18 protein-coding genes and 1 pseudogene are annotated in these 19002 nt (G+C 46.6%); 10 read left to right on the plus strand and 9 right to left on the minus strand.

All coding sequences use genetic code 11. From position 1 onward, the window contains the following. Nucleotides 1-7: 7 nt before the first annotated feature. On the plus strand, nt 8-679 hold the full coding sequence (locus tag AC9UEY_RS00405; protein WP_509536278.1) for an HAD family hydrolase: 672 nt from the start codon (nt 8-10) through the stop codon (nt 677-679). Here the strand turns inward: AC9UEY_RS00405 and AC9UEY_RS00410 are convergent. Then, nucleotides 676-1440 (minus strand): RecB family exonuclease, encoded by a 765-nt coding sequence (locus AC9UEY_RS00410; protein ID WP_509536280.1) that lies wholly within the window; start codon nt 1438-1440, stop codon nt 676-678. The two genes, AC9UEY_RS00405 and AC9UEY_RS00410, sit on opposite strands and share 4 nt — an antisense overlap. Nucleotides 1441-1491: 51 nt before the next feature. Between AC9UEY_RS00410 and AC9UEY_RS00415 the strand changes: the two genes are divergently transcribed. The 9 genes and pseudogenes from AC9UEY_RS00415 (at nt 1492) to lnt (ending at nt 10783) form a co-directional block, all read left to right on the plus strand. Next, nucleotides 1492-2343, plus strand: coding sequence for a tRNA (adenine-N1)-methyltransferase (locus AC9UEY_RS00415; protein ID WP_509536282.1), 852 nt, complete (start codon nt 1492-1494; stop codon nt 2341-2343). Then, nucleotides 2327-3265 (plus strand): helix-turn-helix transcriptional regulator, encoded by a 939-nt coding sequence (locus AC9UEY_RS00420; RefSeq protein ID WP_509536284.1) that lies wholly within the window; start codon nt 2327-2329, stop codon nt 3263-3265. The genes AC9UEY_RS00415 and AC9UEY_RS00420 overlap by 17 nt, the downstream gene beginning before the upstream one ends. Next, on the plus strand, nt 3258-4175 hold the full coding sequence (locus tag AC9UEY_RS00425) for a WYL domain-containing transcriptional regulator (RefSeq protein ID WP_509536286.1): 918 nt from the start codon (nt 3258-3260) through the stop codon (nt 4173-4175). Before AC9UEY_RS00420 ends, AC9UEY_RS00425 begins: the two co-directional genes overlap by 8 nt. 67 nt (nt 4176-4242) lie before the next feature. Continuing rightward, nucleotides 4243-4395: pseudogene (tatA, locus tag AC9UEY_RS00430) on the plus strand (Sec-independent protein translocase subunit TatA); the annotation flags it as partial. Nucleotides 4396-4429: 34 nt separating this feature from the next. Continuing rightward, on the plus strand, nt 4430-5245 hold the full coding sequence (gene tatC / locus AC9UEY_RS00435) for a twin-arginine translocase subunit TatC (RefSeq protein WP_509536288.1): 816 nt from the start codon (nt 4430-4432) through the stop codon (nt 5243-5245). A gap of 67 nt (nt 5246-5312) precedes the next feature. Then, nucleotides 5313-6131, plus strand: a complete 819-nt coding sequence (locus tag AC9UEY_RS00440; protein WP_509536290.1) for a diacylglycerol/lipid kinase family protein — start codon at nt 5313-5315, stop codon at nt 6129-6131. Further along, complete coding sequence (locus tag AC9UEY_RS00445; RefSeq protein ID WP_509536292.1) at nt 6128-8503, plus strand: DEAD/DEAH box helicase; 2376 nt, start codon at nt 6128-6130, stop codon at nt 8501-8503. The genes AC9UEY_RS00440 and AC9UEY_RS00445 overlap by 4 nt, the downstream gene beginning before the upstream one ends. Next, nucleotides 8500-9402, plus strand: a complete 903-nt coding sequence (locus tag AC9UEY_RS00450; RefSeq protein ID WP_509536294.1) for a 5'-3' exonuclease — start codon at nt 8500-8502, stop codon at nt 9400-9402. Before AC9UEY_RS00445 ends, AC9UEY_RS00450 begins: the two co-directional genes overlap by 4 nt. A gap of 40 nt (nt 9403-9442) precedes the next feature. Next, nucleotides 9443-10783: an apolipoprotein N-acyltransferase gene (gene lnt, locus AC9UEY_RS00455; RefSeq protein WP_509536296.1), complete on the plus strand. Its 1341-nt coding sequence runs from the start codon at nt 9443-9445 to the stop codon at nt 10781-10783. A 16-nt stretch (nt 10784-10799) separates the two neighbouring features. On the opposite strand, the gene gcvP is transcribed toward lnt, so the two are convergent. The 8 genes from gcvP to der form a co-directional block, all read right to left on the minus strand. Next, nucleotides 10800-13664 carry an aminomethyl-transferring glycine dehydrogenase gene (gene gcvP, locus AC9UEY_RS00460; RefSeq protein ID WP_509536298.1) on the minus strand — a complete coding sequence of 955 codons (2865 nt, stop codon included), beginning with the start codon at nt 13662-13664 and terminating at the stop codon, nt 10800-10802. Between the two features lie 69 nt (nt 13665-13733). Further along, nucleotides 13734-14234 carry a MerR family transcriptional regulator gene (locus tag AC9UEY_RS00465; RefSeq protein ID WP_509536300.1) on the minus strand — a complete coding sequence of 167 codons (501 nt, stop codon included), beginning with the start codon at nt 14232-14234 and terminating at the stop codon, nt 13734-13736. A gap of 107 nt (nt 14235-14341) precedes the next feature. Then, a complete protein-coding gene (locus tag AC9UEY_RS00470) occupies nt 14342-14815 on the minus strand; it encodes a bifunctional nuclease family protein (protein WP_509536302.1) in 474 nt (157 codons plus the stop codon). A gap of 27 nt (nt 14816-14842) precedes the next feature. Next, nucleotides 14843-15559, minus strand: coding sequence for a transcriptional regulator FtsR (ftsR, locus tag AC9UEY_RS00475; protein ID WP_509536304.1), 717 nt, complete (start codon nt 15557-15559; stop codon nt 14843-14845). 33 nt (nt 15560-15592) lie between these two features. Next, nucleotides 15593-15940 carry an FHA domain-containing protein gene (locus AC9UEY_RS00480; protein ID WP_509536306.1) on the minus strand — a complete coding sequence of 116 codons (348 nt, stop codon included), beginning with the start codon at nt 15938-15940 and terminating at the stop codon, nt 15593-15595. Nucleotides 15941-16103: 163 nt separating this feature from the next. Further along, nucleotides 16104-16478, minus strand: a complete 375-nt coding sequence (gene gcvH, locus AC9UEY_RS00485) for a glycine cleavage system protein GcvH (RefSeq protein ID WP_509536308.1) — start codon at nt 16476-16478, stop codon at nt 16104-16106. Beyond that, the gene (locus tag AC9UEY_RS00490) at nt 16462-17034 is read right to left on the minus strand and encodes a CDP-alcohol phosphatidyltransferase family protein (RefSeq protein WP_509536310.1); all 573 of its coding nucleotides are present in this window, start codon (nt 17032-17034) and stop codon (nt 16462-16464) included. The genes gcvH and AC9UEY_RS00490 overlap by 17 nt, the downstream gene beginning before the upstream one ends. Continuing rightward, a complete protein-coding gene (gene der, locus AC9UEY_RS00495) occupies nt 17031-18992 on the minus strand; it encodes a ribosome biogenesis GTPase Der (RefSeq protein ID WP_509536312.1) in 1962 nt (653 codons plus the stop codon). Before der ends, AC9UEY_RS00490 begins: the two co-directional genes overlap by 4 nt. Between the last annotated feature and the right edge of the window lie 10 nt (nt 18993-19002).

The raw sequence follows: 19002 nt of genomic DNA on the forward strand, positions 1-19002 counted from the left end.
TTTCTACATGAGTACTTTCTTCGATGCGGTCTTCTTTGACATGGATGGCCTCATGGTTGACTCGGAGCCAGAGTGGTTTCTATCTGAAATCGAAGTGACTGCTCCCTTTGGTTACACATGGCTTGAGCAAGATCAGGTGGAATGCCTTGGCGGGCCACTTTCTAAAGTAGGTCAATACATGTTTGATAAGTGTGGGCAGCAAGAGTCACCGCAATACTTCACGCAAACACTTATAGATACCCAAGTAGCGAGAATGCGTGGAAACACACCAACGATGCCTGGTGCAATCGAGTTAGTTCTAGAGCTCCAATCCCGTGGCATTAAGACGGCTATGGTATCGGCTAGCCCAAGAAACATTGTTGATGCTGTATTAGACAACTTGGGACATGATTTGTTTCCATTTTCAATAAGTGCAGATGATGTTCAGAAAACAAAGCCAGATCCGGAGTGTTATTTAAAGGCTGCGGCCATGAGTGATTCAGACATAGGCAATTGCCTCATCTTTGAAGACTCTATAACAGGGATGAACGCGGCGATTGCAAGTAGTGGATACCTCATTGGGGTTCCACATCTTGTTTCGATTGAGGAATCTAAACGCGTGCGAGTGATCAAATCTCTCGAGCAACTTACATATGCAAAGTTGGTAGAGTTATCACAGGATTTTGGATCGGCGATTTAGCTGTTGTGTGCAGGACAAATACTTTTAAAATAGCACCAATCACATAGTCGTGAAGTTTTCGGTGGCCAATACTCTTTTTCGATAGAGATGAAGATGTCTTGAGCTACGCGACGCAGAGTCTTTTCAGTAGTTTCAAGTTCGGCCACAGTCGGATTGCTCTTCACCATTTTTCCATCACCTAGATAGATCAACTGCAACAGACGGGGGAGCACCCCATTGTTCTTCCAATACAACAGGGCATAGACGCGGAGTTGAAAGAGAGCCTTTTCTTCCCATCCAGGTTTTGGAGCCTTTCCTGTTTTGTAATCGACAATTCTTACTTCTCCAGTGGGGGCGACATCTAAACGATCGACGTATCCGTGCAAGTAGATGTTTGTGTCGAAATCATTTTCTAGATGCATTTCCCGATGCGTTGCTTCAAAAGTAGTGGGGTTTTCTAATGTGAAATAGGTCGTTAATAATGCTGAGGCACGATCCAACCATTCCTTTTCATTAGTAACCATTTCCATGAGTGCTGGCTTATCCGCCAATTGGGCGCTCCAACGTGATGGCAAGAGTTCTATTGCAGACTCAACACTCCGCCCAGCAGCTGGAATTTCAAACAGATCTTGAAGAACGGTGTGCACCAATGTGCCTCGTTCGGCATCTAGTGAAGGAGGCTCTGGCAACTTGTCGATCTTGCGGTACTTATATTGCTGCGGGCAGTTCTCGTACTCACTGACCGCACTGGGTGATAGCCGCAACGACTGTTCATTACTCACCTGGCTGAAGATACTCGTACTTAGCGTATTAATTTCGCCTAAGATGCTCCCGTGTCTAATCGTGGGTATTTCGGAGCCGGTGATCGCGTTCAATTGACCGATCCAAAGGGCAAGCTCTATAGCTTTACGATTACGCCCGGAAAAGAGTGGCACACGCATAAGGGTTGGATTACCCATGATGAACTGATTGGAATGCCTGAAGGGTCAGTTGTCAGCACCACTGCTGGTTTGAAGTTCACAGCATTTAAACCCTTGTTAGCAGATTACGTATTAACAATGCCTCGTGGTGCAACGATCGTCTATCCAAAAGATGCTGCGATGATTGTTGGAGTAGCGGATATTTATCCAGGTTCCCGCGTTTTAGAAGCTGGAGTTGGTAGTGGGGCGTTAACAATTTCTCTTTTGCGAGCTACAGGTCCAACAGGAAAAGTTCATTCAGTGGAGCGCAGGGCAGACTTTGCAGAGAACGCACGCTCCAATGTAGATGCATACTTTGAGGCAGCACCCGAAAACTGGAGTTTGGTAGTCGGAGATTTACAAGATCAAGATTTTGATTCTGAATATGATCGTGTCGTTCTAGACATGTTGGCTCCATGGGAGTGTGTTGATATTGCTGCACGATCTTTGCGCCCAGGTGGCGTCTTCTTGGCCTATGTTGCAACGACTACACAACTTTCTACAACCGCCGAGGCGCTTAAAGAAGATGGCCGATTTACTGAGCCAGAGAGCTCTGAAACCTTGGTGCGAGGTTGGCACCATGAAGGTTTAGCTGTGCGTCCACAGCAGCGAATGATTGGACACACAGGATTTTTGATTCAGAGCCGTCGCATGGCACCTGGCGTTGAAGTACTTGCTCGTCGTCGACGTCCCGCGAAGGGCGCATACGGTGTCTCGGAAGATTGAACGATTAATAAATCTGACGATCGCGTTGTTAGCAACAAAGAGATATCTCACCAAATCTGAAATCTTTAGAACAGTAGAAGGCTATGAAGGTAGTGCTGAAACAAAAGAGCGAATGTTTGAGCGAGATAAGGATGATCTTCGATCACTTGGTATCTCAATTGATGTCGGAAGTTTCGATCCCCTTTTTAACGATGAAGCGGGATATCGGATTAAGTCAGACAATTACCAACTCAACCTAGGTGAGATCACGCCTACTGAAATTTCTCTTCTCTCTCTAGCCGCAGATGCTTGGCAAGGGGCAGCACTTGCTGATGCAGCACAAAACGCCATCCTTAAACTCAGCTCCATCGGAGTTCCAGCTGACCCTATAGATATTCCAGGACTTTCTCCGAAACTTTCAAATAGTTCAAAGGATCTCGAGACAATAACGGCAGCGATAGGAAATTCGGATTTCTTGGTTTTCGATTATCTAACCACGGACTTACTTGCAGAGCAACGAACAATCATTCCTATTGCGTTATCCAATAAAGCTGGGTTTTGGTATGTATCCGGTGTTGACCATGATGTGCAAGAGGTCCGGACATTTAGATTCGATCGTGTAATGGGTTCGATCACTGTGGAGAAAAACAAAGATGCTTTTGAGTTTCCCTCAGAGTTTGAGTTAGACCAGATTGATTCGACCTCAACCATTAGCGCTGCCATCATTGATGTGAGAAAAGGCAAAGGACACGCACTACGTTCCCTCGCGACATCGCTCAAGGATCTAGGGGAGTGGGACCAGATAAGAGTTCCGATTTTTTCCATCAAATACCTCACAGTGCAAATTCTTTGGCATGGGGAAGATGTGTTTGTTCATGAGCCAGCTGACTTGCGCGATAACATCGTCGAGCAACTGCAAGCATTGGCGATAAATCATGAGTAAGAATGTCTCTGCACCGCTTCTACGTACTGCTCGCTTGCTCGATCTGGTTCCTTATCTAAATACTCATCAAGGTATTGCTCTGAAGGAGTTAGCCAGCCACTTTGAGGTTACACCGACTCAAATGAGCGCTGATCTCATGACGTTGTGGATGTGTGGGTTGCCAGGGTATACACCCCTTGAGTTAATGGATCTTGAATTTGAGTCTGGTTACGTGACTATTAAAAACGCGACCACACTTTCAAAGCCAAGAAATATCACTTTCCAAGAAGGTGTCGCGTTGTTGTTAGGCCTTGATCTAGTCGCCTCTTCCTTACCAGAGGATCGACTTGATCTGTTAACCGCAGTCAAATCCTTAAAAGAACGCTTAGCAAAGCTTTTAGGTGTTCCAATTAAACTCTCTGTGGTCGCTGCAACATCAGGGGCTGTGTCTGCAACGATTTCACAAGCGGTCCAATCAAATACAGGATTAAACATTCGATATCACTCGCTCTATAAGGACCAGATCTCCGATCGCTCTGTGATGCCGATTGATCTATATGAATCTGATAATCATCAATACTTGCGGGCATTTTGCTTCACCGTGAATGATTATCGAGAATTTCGAATCGATAGGATAGAAACCGCCGTATCCTCTCCAGTACCTGCAGATTTTGTTGCACAAAAAATAGATGTAGAGAAGATCCCTTATTCGATTACAGGGAAACACCCTTCACGAGATGTCAATGAACGTTTTGCCATTTTCGATATGCCTACCGGGGAAGAGATTCAGCTTTCCTCGTATTCGCGTCAGTGGATCGAACGATCCGTAATGGCCTCTGGCGGCGCGGTAATTCTCAATACCCCCATGGACATTCGTGTCGAAGTGCTGAAAAAGGCTCAACTGATGCTGAAACGTTACAAAGAGGCGTAAATTCCACTTTTCACTCCCAAGGCTCTGGTGTAGCCTTAGATTAATCATTAGCCAAGGAGTAGGTACTATGAATTTAGGTCCAAGAGAGATTGTTATTCTTTTAATTGTTGTCCTCGTTCTGTTCGGCGCTAAGCGCTTGCCTGATTCTGCTCGTTCACTCGGTCGTTCTATGCGAATCTTCAAGAGCGAAATGAAGGAAATGAAAGCTGATGACGGCGTGATAGAAGAAAACGACAAAACAGAGAAGTAAATTGATGGCACCGGCAAATGAAGCACGGATGCCACTGCTTGACCACTTACGAGAATTACGAAAAAGAGTTCTTCGTTCTGCAATCGCTGTCTTAATTGCATTTGGTGGTGGGTGGTATTTCTACAATCCAATCATCACAACATTGGCTAAACCTGTGTGTGATCTCAAGGCCGCCCAGCAGTCAGGTTCGGCAAGTTGCGGTGCGTTATATATCAGTGGTGTTCTAGGCCCACTCGATCTACAAATCAAAGTCGCACTTCTGGCTGGTGTCATTGTGTCAGCACCTTTCTGGCTGTATCAGTTGTGGGCATTCATTGCACCAGCTCTGCATAGAAAAGAGAAGCGAACAAGCGTTCTCTTCGTTGTTGCAGCAACACCATTTTTCGCCATGGGCGCCACATTAGGCTATTTAATTCTTCCAGTCGCTATTAAAGCGCTCTTTGGCTTTACACCAAATTCAATTAGCAACTTAGTTAGATTTGATGATTATCTAGACTTTGTTTTGCGACTCATTCTTTTAGTTGGTTTGGCATTTGAACTTCCTATATTCCTATTGACCTTCAATCTCATTGGTTTTCTCCGTGGCAAAACGATTCTTAGACCATGGCGAGTGTGGGTCTTTGGAATCTTTCTCGTTGTGGCCGCCTTCTCGCCGACTGCAGATCCCTTGAGTATGGTCCTTCTATCTGCGCCGTTGATTGTGCTCTACTTTATGGCCGGTGGGATAGCGATACTGGTCGACAAGCGCCGTGACAAAAAGCAAGAGCTAATCGAAACTGGCTCAATGGCGATTGAAGCACCAACACCTATCCAGGATTAGCCGATAAGGTCAGCCTATGTGGGCGTTAGTTATCAATCCTGTTTCAGGACAGGGTCGAGGTACCACGATGGGAACCTACGTAGCAGGCTATTTGAATCAACATAAAGTCAATTTCACAATAGTCACCGGTAATTCATCTATCGCGCTCAATGATCATCTCAAGACCTTCATCGATAAAAACCCGGATTGTGAAGGGGTAATCGCTGTCGGTGGTGATGGCTTAATGCACATTATTTTGCAGTTAGTCGTTCCCTCCCAAATCCCATTAGCCATCATTCCGGCCGGGACGGGTAATGATTTTGTTCGTACTTTAGGTTGGAGTTTGGAAGAGATTGATGCTCAACTAGAACGTGTCACCACAACTGCGCCGACACCAATTGATCTTGGTCTAGTTGATGGTGAATGGTTTGGCGCAATTTTATCCACTGGTTTCGATTCAATTGTTAATGAAAAAGCTAACACGATGAAATGGCCAAAGGGGCCTATGAAATACAACGCCGCAATAGCAATAGAGCTTCCACGTTTTCAGCCTCGTCATTACGAGATCACACTAGATGACCGCACGATTTCAACCGAGGCGATGCTAATTGCGGTGGCTAACGGCAGATCATATGGCGCTGGCATGCTGGTTTGTCCGAACGCCAGTCTTAGTGATGGTCTTTTCGATGTCATGGTTCTACACCCCATCTCAAAGATCGAATTTATTAAGGTATTCCCTCAAGTCTTCGCGGGAACTCATGTCTCACACCCGGCGGTTGAAATAGTCCGAAGCAAAAATGTGGGTATAGAGTCAAAAGCAATCGCTTATGCAGATGGTGAGCGCATTGGACAACTGCCTATCGCAGCTGAATGCATACATGATGCAGCACGCACCTGGGTCGCATGACGACGCCAGCAGAGCGATACGCAGCCGCCAAGTCGCGTGGCCAGCATCCGATAACCACTGAGTTTGTACAGACCTTTGAGTTCGAGTTCGATCCATTTCAAATAACTGCCTGTCACGCCGTTGAAGAGGGTAAGGGGGTATTAGTAGCCGCACCAACTGGTGCCGGAAAAACGGTTGTTGGTGAGTTCGCCGCTTATTACGCCCTACAAGCTGGAAAGAAGTGTTTCTACACAACGCCAATCAAGGCTCTTTCCAATCAAAAGTACTCCGAGTTTGTTGCAAAATTTGGAGAAGATCGTGTTGGCTTATTAACGGGTGACACCAGTATTAATGGTGAAGCTGAAATTCTTGTTATGACCACAGAGGTGTTGCGCAATATGTTGTATGCAGGTTCCAACACACTCACCAATTTGGGTTGCGTTGTTATGGATGAGGTTCACTATCTTGCAGATAAGTTCCGTGGAGCGGTGTGGGAAGAGGTACTTATCCATTTGATGGAGAGCGTGCAGGTAATTTCTCTATCGGCAACAGTCTCGAATGCTGAAGAATTCGGTGAATGGCTCGGTGAAGTTCGAGGTGAGACAGAAGTTATAGTCAGCGAAATCCGTCCTATTCCGCTTTTTCAGCATGTATTAATCGGAAATCGCTTGTTAGATCTCTTTGATGCACCAGGAAGAGTAAATCCTGAGGTGTTGAGTCGAGAGCGAGAAATGACCAGACGTGCATCCCTGGGCAGAAATCGCCGCGGACGTTTTGCTGAGCCAAGTGATCGCATGTCTCGTGCAGACATTATAGAAAAACTTCAGGGTGAGAGTTTGTTACCGGCAATCACCTTTATTTTCTCCCGCATAGGATGTGACGCAGCAGTCAAGCAGTGCTTGCATGCAGGTCTTCGCCTGACATCCCCTGAAGAGCGAGAAGAGATTAAGCGCACCGCACTGCGCTACACACAAAACATCGCCGAAGAAGATCTAGAAGTGCTCAACTTTAAGGAGTGGCTAACAGCGTTGGAACGGGGAATTGCAGCCCACCATGCTGGTTTGCTCCCAAGTTTTAAGGGAGCTGTCGAGGATCTGTTCCAACGTGGTTTAGTCAAAGCGGTTTTTGCTACTGAAACTTTGGCTCTGGGCATCAATATGCCAGCTCGAACAGTGGTTTTAGAAAAGCTCATAAAGTTCAATGGTGAAGCACATGTTCCGATAACACCAGGGGAGTACACGCAGCTAACGGGGCGTGCAGGTCGACGTGGAATCGACATCGAAGGAAACGCTGTCATTCAATGGTCTCCAACTGTTGATTCAGCATCTGCTGCAGGACTTGCGTCTACTCGAACATATCCATTGCGTTCTTCATTTTCACCTTCCTACAACATGTCAATCAATTTAATTGCTCAGTTTGGACGAGAGCGTGCACGTCGTTCTCTTGAATCATCATTTGCGCAATTTCAAGCAGATCGAGCTGTTATTGGTCTCACTCGACAAATTCGAAAGAATGAATCTGCGATCGAAGAGCTAGTCAAAGAGTCAACATGTCATCTGGGTGACTTCGCCGAATATGCTCGTCTTCGTCGGTCAATTAAGGAGGTAGAAGTTCTCTTAAGTAGGCGCGACCAACGCAAGACTTTTGACAATAGACAACGGAGCCATCTGGAAGGTGAACTTGCAGATTTACGTAAGGGAATGAAGAACCATCCATCTCATGGCTGCGCCGAGAGAGAAGATCACGCTCGACTTGCAGAACGTGCTGGACGCTTAACCCGTGAAAATGATGGTCTAACCCTTCGAGTTGAGAGCCGTACTCATGTTATTGCAAAAACATTTGACCAGATTTGTCGCGTCTTAGATCACCTACACTACATCGAGGGCGAAAAACCAACTGTACAAGGCAAAATTTTGACGAAGATTTATGCTGAGTCTGACTTATTGCTGACTGAATCAATTCGCAGGGGATTACTGGATGAGCTAAACGCCACTGAGTTATTGTCTGTAGTCTCGTGCGTAATTTTCGAGTCGCGTTCAGCTGAAAATCTGGCACCGAAAATGCCGAGTCAAAAAGTGCAGTCAACTATTACTGAAATAATTTCACTTTGGGCGGCTCTTGAAGAGATAGAGAGCAATTTCGGCGTGAAAACACAGCGGGAACCAGATGCGGGGTTCTGTTTTATTTCCTACAAGTGGGCAAGTGGTAACTCACTTAACAGCGTTCTAAAGGGCACAGACATGTCTGTTGGCGACTTTGTTCGTTCGACCAAACAATTAATTGATCTTTTGAATCAAATTTCGGGGGCTAGCGATAAATTACGTCCAGTCTGCAAAGATGCGGTCAAGCGCATTGACCGAGGTGTGGTCGCGTACTTGATGGGGGAGATATGACATTAATGCTTTTAGATAGCGCCTCCCTTTGGTACCGGGCCTACTACGGAATGCCTGACACACTATTGGCACCAGATGGAACATCAGTAAATGCAATCCGCGGATATATCGATATGACCGCCAGATTGATCAATGTCTACAAACCAAATCGATTGGTTGCATGTTTGGATGGAGATTGGCGACCTAGTTGGCGCGTTGATATTTTCCCGGCTTATAAAGCTAACCGCCTTGAAGAGGAGGGCGACGAGGAAGAAGAACCAGAAACATTAACTCCGCAAATCCCGATTCTTTTGGATTTGCTTGATTTGTTTGGCATACCTGTGGTGGGCGTTGATGATTACGAGGCAGATGACGTCATGGCAACCTATGCCGAAATTGAGAAAGGTCCGATAAGAATTGTGACTGGAGATCGGGATCTATTCCAGATGGTCGATGATAAGCGAGATATAAAAATCGTCTATCTTGCCAAGGGGATCTCTCAACATGATTTGGTCGATATCAAATATGTTGCAGACAGGTACGCAATACCTGGTGATCGCTATGATCTTTTTGCAATGTTTAGAGGCGATCCATCTGATGGATTGCCTGGAGTAAAGGGCATTGGCGAAAAAGGTGCAGCTGTGATTGCTAACCATTTCGCCACAGTTGAAGCAGCGTTAGAGGCGGCCCACTCCGCGCACGATTCCTTGCCGCCCGCCCTTGCCAAGAAGATAATTGCTGGCGCTGAGTATTTGAAAATTGCCCCAAAGTTAGTAAGGGTGGCTCGCGACGCACCACTTCCAAAAGTTGATCTCTCAATTCCTAAAGCTCCGAAAGATCTGTCAGAGATTTACCAGTTCAAGGAACGTTACGCATTAGGTTCAAGTGTTGATCGTTTGATCAGCGCACTCGGTTGGTAGTCAAACATTGGTAAATCTTCTTCTCTCTGCCCTCGCAGGTGTGCTGCTTAGCGGGGCCTTTGAACCGATAGGGAAGTGGTGGTTGGCGCCCATCGCCATCCTTGTTCATATCTATGCGATCGAAAGAACAGAACACAGGCTGTTATCTGCATTCGTCTTTGCTTTCACTTTTAACGCGGTCTTGCTTCATTGGACGAGTACCTACGTTGGTTCAACTCCGTGGATCATTTTGTCCCTAGGGCTGTCTCTTTTCTATCTTCCACTAGCCCTAATTGGGCGATGGGGGATAGCGACCTATCCACTTATCTTTGTGCTACTTGAAGAGCTACGAAACCGATTTCCTTTTGGAGGTTTTGGTTGGGCCAGAGTTGCATACTCTCAGGCCGATTCACCCTATGCGGCAATAGCATCTCGCGGGGGAGCCATATCACTTTCAGCGATGACTGTGCTCTTAGCTGGATTTGTTTATTTCCTATTGTACAAAAGATTTAATGTTCTTTTTCTTATTCCACTACTTGCTCTATTAATTCCAAACAACATTGCAACTGTCAATCAAACATCTATTCTAATGGTTCAAGGCAATGTTCCAGAATTGGGAATGGATTTTAACTCAAGAGCAAAACAAGTTTTCAACAATCATGTAGAGCAAACAAAGATTGCATTAGCTGAGAGCAACGAAGTCGACTTCATTGTTTGGCCAGAAAATGCGGTTGATGTAGATCCATATACGAATAAGGATGTTTACGAGGAATTAGAGTCATTCGATAAACCGTTGATTATCGGTGCGATAGTTGAAAAAGGCGACAAACTTTTGAACACCTCAATACTCTGGGGTGAGAAATCACAGGAGATTTATGTGAAACAACATCTGACACCATTTGGCGAATACATCCCATTGCGTTCTTTAGCTGAGAAAATCTCGCCTTTGGTTAACCAAGTTGATGACTTTTCACCTGGAAATCAACAAAAAATCTTTACAATAGGTAAGGCACGAATCGCGCCAGTTATCTGCTTTGAATTAATTGACGATAAGATTCTTGCCAACGCAGCTAAATCTTCTAATCTTTTGGTTGTTCAAACAAACAGCGCAACCTTTGGAACATCTGCAGAAAGTGCCCAGCAATTGTCGATAACTAGGATACGAGCAATAGAACATTCTAAAAATGTTGTTTCAGTCTCGACAACAGGAATTTCAGCCATTATTGATTTCAATGGAAAAATAGAGAAGCAAACATCTATGGGAACAGCTGACCATGTATTTGCTGATGTGGGACTGATTGAACAGGGATCACCGCGAGATCGTTATGGGGATTGGGCGGGGGCTTTCACGCTTACTTGGTTGCTGGTGGTAGCTCGCCGAGCATATGTAATACGCCGATAAGTAACATTATGTAAACTTAAGCGAATTCAGAGATTGGTGGGCAAGCGCAGACGAGGTTTCGATCCCCGTACGCTCCATCGATACGGCCAGATGTTGGCCAGTACTTTCCTTTTCTGCCCATGATTTCGCCTTGTACAAGCCCATCACGGGCGGCAGGAAGTGCGCCTAGCTCTCGAGGGTATGAGCGCTCCCATTCACCGGAAATAACAGATTCCAAGGTGTGCGGCGCATGTCGTAGTGGGGACTCCTCTACCGAAATCTTTCCTTCGATAACCGCTTGAATCTCACCATGGATAGCGATCATCGCCGCAATAAAGCGATCGATCTCAGCAATATCTTCACTTTCAGTCGGCTCAATCATCAGCGTGCCGGCAACGGGAAAACTCATGGTTGGGGCATGGAAGCCGTAATCCATTAGGCGCTTTGCGACATCATCAACACCCACTCCACTGATACGCGTGATCTCGCGGAGATCCAAGATGCATTCGTGTGCAACACGGCCCTTCTCCCCTGTATAAAGAACTGGGAAGAAAGGATTCAACTTTGCCGCCATGTAATTAGCCGACAAAATCGCAATCGATGTTGCCTGAGTTAATCCGGCCCCACCCATCATTCGAATGTAAGCCCAAGATATGGGCAAAATACCAGCAGAGCCAAATGGGGCTCCGCTAATCGGTCCTGGACCGGTTGCAGGTCCCGCCGTTGCATCCATTGGGTGGTTTGGCAAAAACGGGGCTAAATGCGCTTTAGCGATTACAGGGCCCACTCCCGGTCCGCCTCCACCATGCGGAATACAAAAAGTCTTGTGAAGATTCAAATGTGAAACATCAGCACCAAATTTTCCGGGTTGCGACAAACCAACCAGAGCGTTCAAGTTAGCTCCATCCACATACACCTGTCCCCCAGCATTATGAACGAGTCCACAAATTTCACTGATGGCCGATTCAAATACACCGTGAGTTGATGGATATGTAACCATGATCGCAGCTAACAATCCAGCGTGTTCGGCGATCTTGTCTTTTACATCAGCAACACTGACGTTTCCAGATTCATCACATTTGATTACAACGACTTTCATCCCAGCCATAACGGCACTCGCAGCATTGGTACCGTGAGCACTTTCTGGAATTAAGCAGATGGTGCGAACTTGATCACCACGTGAATCATGATAATTTCGAATCGCTAGTAGACCAGCAAACTCGCCTTGACTGCCCGCATTAGGTTGCAGTGAAACCGCGTCATATCCGGTGATCTCAACTAACCAATCAGACAACTCCTGAATTAGTTGACGGGTTCCGGCACTTTGGGCAACCGGTGAGAATGGGTGCAATGAGGCAAACTCAGGCCAAGTAACCGCTTCCATTTCAGTTGTTGAATTCAACTTCATGGTGCAACTGCCCAATGGAATCATTGAGCGATCAAGGGCTAGGTCGCGATCAGACAATGTACGCAAGTATCGCAACATAGATGTCTCTGAACGATGTGTATTAAAAATCGGATGGCGCAAGTAAGAAGAAGTTCTGACTAAATTAGCAGGCAGATTGTGATCTCCTACGACCACCACCCCACTGGTAAAAATCTGAACCAAATCTGCTAAAAGAGAGTCATTAGTTGATTCATCTAACGACAGCCCAACGTGGGTTGCATCGATGATTCGTAGGTTAATTTTCTTTTCAGAAGCCGCAGCATGAATAACTGCAGCATCCTTTACTTGTACAACTATGGTGTCAAAGAAATTTTTGTTTACAACTGTGTGTCCTGCCGCATTTAATGAATTAACTAGTGCATTTGTCTGCGCATTGATTCGAAGAGCGATGGTTTTTAGCCCGATAGGCCCATGCCACATTGCATAGAAGGCACTCATGACAGCCAGCAAAACTTGAGCCGTACAAATATTGCTTGTTGCCTTATCTCTGCGAATATGTTGTTCTCGCGTTTGCAAAGCTAAACGAAAAGCTGGGTTTCCATGTGAATCAACACTCTGCCCGACTAAACGCCCAGGTAATGATCGCTCTAACCCAGCACGGACTGACATGAAGCCAGCATGCGGTCCACCAAATCCCATTGGTACACCAAAGCGCTGCGCGGAACCAACAGCGATATCAGCGCCCCACTCCCCTGGTGCTTTCAAAACCGTCAGAGATAGAAGATCTACGGCTGCAATTAGCAATGCATTCTTTGAATGAATCCATGATGCAAGTTCAGTAAAATCCTGTATTTCACCACGGGTATTTGGGTATTGCACTATCGCACCAAACACTTCTGAAGTTGTTGGATTGGGCGAAGCGAGATCAGCAATTTCAATTGTAATTCCTAATGGCTTGGCACGTGTTGCTACGACAGCGATTGTCTGTGGATGCAAATTAGAATCCAATAGGAACACAGCATCATCGCTTCCCTTGTAAACGCGGCGGGCCAGAGTCATTGCCTCTGCAGCAGCAGTTGATTCATCGAGCATTGAAGCATTAGCTATTGGAAGAGCCGTCAAATCACATACAGTGGTTTGGAAGGCAAACAGTGCCTCAAGACGACCCTGTGAAATTTCTGGTTGATAGGGCGTATATGCGGTATACCAGGCAGGATTTTCTAAAACATTTCGCAAGACAACTGGTGGAGTAATTGTTCCGTAATAACCTGTACCAATGAGTGATGTGAATACTGAGTTCTTGTGTGCCATCGTTCTCAGCGCAGATATTGTGTCAACTTCATTAAGCGGTGATGGCAAATGCTTCTCTAATTTTACAGACATAGCAATATTTGCAGGAACAACATCTGCAATAAAATCAGCTAGCGATGAATACCCAAGTTCGATGAGCATGGTTGATGCTTGATCATCCGATGGACCAATATGTCGGTGCTGAAATGCATCATAACTACTCATCGCTAATCCTCATCCTGTTCAAAGCCTCTCGCCTATAAGTGCAAGGGCAGGGATGAAGAATAAGGGAGATTAAGCGCCTTTGCTCTTTCTACGCAGCGAGAGTTCATCGTTATCTTGGCCACCTACGAGCTGTCCATTGATTTCACCCTGAAGTACAGATAGAGAGCCCTCAACCTCGTGCCAGACCTTGCCTACGGCAATTCCAAAGACACCTTGTCCACCCTGCAAAAGGTCGATAATTTCATCTGGACTGGAGCACTCGTAAATAGATGCGCCATCGCTCATCAAAGTAATTCTTTCAAGATCGGTGACTCCCCTGCTGCGCAAATGATCAACAGCTGTGCGAATATTTTGCAGAGAAACACCGGCATCCAACAAACGCTTAACAATCTTTAGTACCAAGATGTCACGAAAGCCATACAGGCGTTGAGTTCCAGAGCCACTTGCAGTTCTAATACCTGGTTCAACTAATCCTGTGCGAGCCCAATAATCTAATTGGCGATATGTAATTCCCGCCGCAGAACATGCAGTAGCGCCTCTATAGCCGATCTCTAGCTCTTCTGGGCTCACGGGGAATAGCTCATTTCTCTTGGGGAGTGGGATAAATGTAAACCCGCACCGCCCACTTGCCTAGGAACGACACGACCCAAACCTCTACTTTAGGTTGAGGGTTGAGCCTAGCCCACGAAGTCTTCAGGGTTGATCTGATCCAGGAATTCACGGAACTTCTCCACCTCTTGGTTCTCGCCATCTCCCTGTGGGATCTCAATTCCGATCTCATCCAGTAGTTCTTGAGTGGCAAGAATGTTGCTATGGCTTCGAACCGCCAAGGCGATCGCATCTGATGGTCTGGCCGAAATCGTTAACTGTCCCCCACTGGAGTCTCGAAGAAGCATCGTGGCATAGAAAATGCCCTCTTTAATTTCAGTCAGGTGTACCGCAGTCAAAGTCGCATCCAATAGGTTCACCAAGTTATTCATTAAATCGTGCGTCAAGGGGCGAGGTGGTTTAACGCCTTGCTGTGCAAATGCGATCGCTGTTGCCTCCACTGCTCCAACCCAAATGGGTAAAAACCTAGAGCCATCAATCTCTTTGAGCAAAACGATTGGCTGGTTTGAGGGCATCTCGACGCGAACGCCGATAACCTCCATAGGAATTAACATCAATTGCGCGATCTGTTAGCGAAGGCGATTAAGGCCGCCACGCACAAGTGCTGCGTGCAGGCGGATTGAAAGAGATGCAATCTCCTTCTGAACTTCTTCTGCCCGTGCCTTTGATTCGGCGCTCTTCTGACGAGTCAGTGGAGTTATGACCTGTTCGATTAATCCGATCTCGCGATCTGCTGCAGATTTAAATGAACGCAGGTGGCGAGCTTCAATTCCAAAACCTCCCATTTCTGTAACAGCCTTTGCAATCGCAAGTGCGTCTCCGTCGTAGTGGCGACCACGAGGTGCGATTAGACCATATCCTTCGAGTTCTACTAGATGAGCCTCTGCAAGTCCGCTGTTTTTCAAGAGCTCTTCACGAGATAGGCGCATCTCACTAACTTCACCAAACGCGCTCGGTGCCATCTCGCCATCAATAGTTGCCAATCCAATATTTGGACGAGGAACTCCGCCGGCTGCAGATGGTTGTAAACCACGATCGATTGCATCGAGGTTGTCCTTGATTACCTTCAATGGCAAATACTGATCGCGCTGTGCCAAGAGCACATAGCGCAAACGCTCGAGGTCAGAGCTTGTAAACTTGCGGTAACCAGATGGCGTACGTTGCGGCTCAATCAATCCTTCAGATTCTAGAAAACGAATCTTCGAAATCGTGATGTCAGCAAAATCTCCTCGCAAGCGGTTAAGAACTTCACCGATGCTCAAGTACGCGCGTGCTGGTACGGCCATGACTACTCCCCTAGTTTCTTTGTGTCTAAATGTTTATTTGTTTGAGCCGATAAAAAGTAAATGGAACTTGCCGATTTGGAACTCATCACCTGAAACAAGTGAGTGCTCCGTAACCGATGCATTGTTGATGTAGGTACCGTTAAGTGAACCTGCATCCTTGAGTACAAAATCTTTGCCGCTCTTAACAATCGTTGCGTGTGTTCTAGAGACAGTTATGTCATCTAAAAAGATGGCATTACTGCCAGAACGGCCAATACTTACTCCCTCTGCGGTGATCAAGAACCGTGAACCCTTTTGCGCACCGCGGGCGATTACGATCATCGCTTTCTGGCCATCAGAGTTTTGAATCTCAGCTAGAACTGCGCGATCTTCTGGCGACATTAACGCCAACTGCTCCTCTAGGTAGTTAGCAGGGGAATTGCTAACTTCACGAACTCCACGATGTAGGGTGGTAGTTAACTCATTCTGCGATTGTTCTGCAGCCATCATCTCCACCTCCTCACCGTGTACTTAAGGGTGACACTAGAGAGTTAGAGGAATAAGGTCAAGCGGTTAATTCGCCGTATTGGGCTGCGGTGAGTAGCTCTGAAGGCGCTGCGGCTACCTCAATTTTTGCGAGCCAACCCCCACCGTATGGATCCGAGTTGATTGTTTCTGGCGAATTCGATAGGGCCTCATTTATCGCCACGATAGTTCCGGTAACCGGTGCATAAATATCTGAAACGCTTTTTGTTGACTCAACTTCACCACAAACTTTTCCAGCAACGACTGATTCGCCAACTTTAGGAAGCTGCACATAGACAATGTCACCCAAAGCTGCCTGGGCATAATCTGTAATACCCATTGTGAAGGTTTGATCAACAGATGAAACCCATTCATGTTCCTTGGTATATGACAACTCATTAGGAATTGATGACATGGTTCCCTCTTATCTGCCAAATGCCTTGGCGCGCATAACTAATACCTGTCGAAATGTAGAGGGCAATCCCCCAGATGGCAAAAGACCACCCCAATACAAAAGCAATCGTTCCTGCTACCCCCTCTGATTGGGCTAACAAGATAAATGGGAAGGCATACATCAAGTTAAATGTAGCGGCTTTGCCCAAATAGCTCACTGTGAAAGGTGGGATGCCTTTGCGATTCATAACGATGGTGATCAGACCCAGCACAATGTCACGGCCGACAATAATCACGATCATCCAGGTCGGAATGATGTCCCGGATGAGAAAAACTACAAGGATCGCAAGAATATAGAGTCGATCAATTGCAGGATCAGCTAACTCTCCAAGGCGAGATGTTTGATTCCACGCCCTCGCTATTTTTCCATCAAAGTAATCAGTTGCTCCCCCGATGGCTAGGACGAGAATTGCCCAACCATCTGCTTCCAACTCTAGGGTGAGATAAATGAAAAGCGGGATGCCAAGAAAGCGTAGAAAGGTGAGAGCGTTAGGAACGCTGATCACTGAACTACTCATTCCTTATCGCGCTCCTTGACTCTAACCGCCACCTGAACTGGGGTGCCGGGGAATTTGAACTCTTCACGAAGACGGCGCTCAATAAAGCGACGGTATGAAGCCTCAATCCAGCCACTAGAAAACACCACAAACTTAGGGGGCGCAATGCCGGCCTGGGTGGCGTAGTAAACCTTTGGCTGCTTTCCACCACGAACCGGAGGAGGCGTAGCCCCAATGAGTGCTCCCAAGAATGAGTTGAGTTTTGCTGTAGGAACTCGTCGCTCCCAACTATCAAGTGCTGTTCGAAGCGCCGGTGCCAAACGATCACGGTGCCAACCAGTCTTGGCTGCAATGTTGACGCGTTGAGCCCATTCCACCTGATCTAGATGTCGGTCAATCTCGCGGTCCAACTGGTCACGGCGATCATCATCTACCAAATCCCACTTGTTCATCACGATCACCATCGCCTTACCCGCTTCTTCAACCATGGTGATGACACGGAGGTCTTGTTCGGTGATTGGTTCTGAGGCATCTAAAACAACAACTGCAACTTCACAACGCTCAAGCGCCGTAGCTGTTCGAAGTGATGCGTAGTAATCAGTTCCAGAATCTTGGTTAGCTCGCTTCTTCAATCCCGCGGTATCAATAAATCTCCACGTCGATCCACCAAAAGATAGTAGTGAGTCAACTGGATCTCTCGTTGTTCCTGCGACGTCATCCACAATGGACAGTGACTCTCCTGCGATTGCATTAAACAAAGATGACTTTCCAACATTTGGACGACCGATCAAAGCAACCTTGCGATAGCCATCTTGATTTTGCGCGCGACCTACTTCTGGCAATACCGCAACGATGTGATCCAGCAAATCACCACTACCACGACCATGTAGCGCTGAAACAAATCGAGGCTCACCTAATCCAAGACTCCAAAGCCCGTGAGCTTCTGCCTCTTCGCGCTCTCCATCTACTTTATTACCAATCAAAATTGTTGGCTTCTTTGCCTTGCGCAAATGCTCAACCAGAGCATCATCTTCATCTAGTGCACCAACTTGTGCATCAACTACAAAAGCAAGAACATCGGCCTCTTGCATTGCAAGCTCTGAGCCGGCACTAACTTGCACAGAAATTCCATCCGGCTTTGCTTCCCAACCACCGGTGTCCATGATGATGAAACGGCGTCCGCCCCATTCGCATTCATACTGAATACGATCTCTAGTAACACCTGGAGTGTCTTCAACGATTGCTTCCCGACGACCAAGGAAACGATTAATCAACGTTGATTTACCAACGTTCGGGCGACCCAAAATTGCAACGATTGGCAAACCCAATAAATTACGCTTCCTTAAAAGCTCCCAGATCCGCTGGATAGTTTCATCTAAGTCCAAATATGTGGAATCTACTTCGACGGCATCTGCGGCCATAGTAAGCGGAGAGGCTGTGCGAGTTGAATCGACAGTGTCGCGGGCATCCAGAGATGTCTTTACATCAACGCTCTTGTCCTCAGTCTCGATTTCGCGTCGTACGGCACGTGCATCTAGATCTGCAGTTAAGTAAATCTTCAATCCTGCTTCAGGTGCGACAACAGTCCCGATATCGCGGCCTTCGACCACAATTCCTCGTTCTGCAGAATCAATAATGAAATGCTGCAACTTCATTAACTCGTGACGAATCTCTGGGATAGCACTGATACGAGAAACATTCTCAGTAACCGATGTTCCACGTATTGCATGAGTAATTTGAACCTCACCTGCATAAACATTTGGTGATTGTGGATCTGCATCAAATTTAATTGGATTATCTTTGATTGCTTGCAAGATTGAGAAAGTTTCTTCACATTTATGTTCGAGTGCAAGCCAGGTAACAGCGCGATAGAGCGCACCAGTATCTAAATAATTCCAGCCAGCACGTACGGCAATTGCCTTTGCTGTGCTTGATTTGCCTGCACCACTCGGGCCATCAATAGCTACGATTATGCCCATGTACTGAGCC

It is taken from the genome of Candidatus Planktophila sp. (genome assembly GCF_040402275.1).
Lineage (GTDB): Bacteria > Actinomycetota > Actinomycetes > Nanopelagicales > Nanopelagicaceae > Planktophila.

Excerpts from the sequence above, each read along its gene's own strand:
- AC9UEY_RS00405 (WP_509536278.1), top strand. The coding sequence starts at position 8 with ATGAGTACTTTCTTCGATGCGGTCTTCTTTGACATGGATGGCCTCATG.
- AC9UEY_RS00425 (WP_509536286.1), top strand. The coding sequence starts at position 3,258 with ATGAGTAAGAATGTCTCTGCACCGCTTCTACGTACTGCTCGCTTGCTC.
- tatC (WP_509536288.1), top strand. The coding sequence starts at position 4,430 with ATGGCACCGGCAAATGAAGCACGGATGCCACTGCTTGACCACTTACGA.
- AC9UEY_RS00440 (WP_509536290.1), top strand. The coding sequence starts at position 5,313 with ATGGGAACCTACGTAGCAGGCTATTTGAATCAACATAAAGTCAATTTC.
- AC9UEY_RS00445 (WP_509536292.1), top strand. The coding sequence starts at position 6,128 with ATGACGACGCCAGCAGAGCGATACGCAGCCGCCAAGTCGCGTGGCCAG.
- AC9UEY_RS00450 (WP_509536294.1), top strand. The coding sequence starts at position 8,500 with ATGACATTAATGCTTTTAGATAGCGCCTCCCTTTGGTACCGGGCCTAC.
- gcvP (WP_509536298.1), bottom strand. The coding sequence starts at position 13,664 with ATGAGTAGTTATGATGCATTTCAGCACCGACATATTGGTCCATCGGAT.
- AC9UEY_RS00470 (WP_509536302.1), bottom strand. The coding sequence starts at position 14,815 with ATGGAGGTTATCGGCGTTCGCGTCGAGATGCCCTCAAACCAGCCAATC.
- ftsR (WP_509536304.1), bottom strand. The coding sequence starts at position 15,559 with ATGGCCGTACCAGCACGCGCGTACTTGAGCATCGGTGAAGTTCTTAAC.
- AC9UEY_RS00480 (WP_509536306.1), bottom strand. The coding sequence starts at position 15,940 with ATGTCGCCAGAAGATCGCGCAGTTCTAGCTGAGATTCAAAACTCTGAT.
- gcvH (WP_509536308.1), bottom strand. The coding sequence starts at position 16,478 with ATGTCATCAATTCCTAATGAGTTGTCATATACCAAGGAACATGAATGG.
- AC9UEY_RS00490 (WP_509536310.1), bottom strand. The coding sequence starts at position 17,034 with ATGAGTAGTTCAGTGATCAGCGTTCCTAACGCTCTCACCTTTCTACGC.
- der (WP_509536312.1), bottom strand. The coding sequence starts at position 18,992 with ATGGGCATAATCGTAGCTATTGATGGCCCGAGTGGTGCAGGCAAATCA.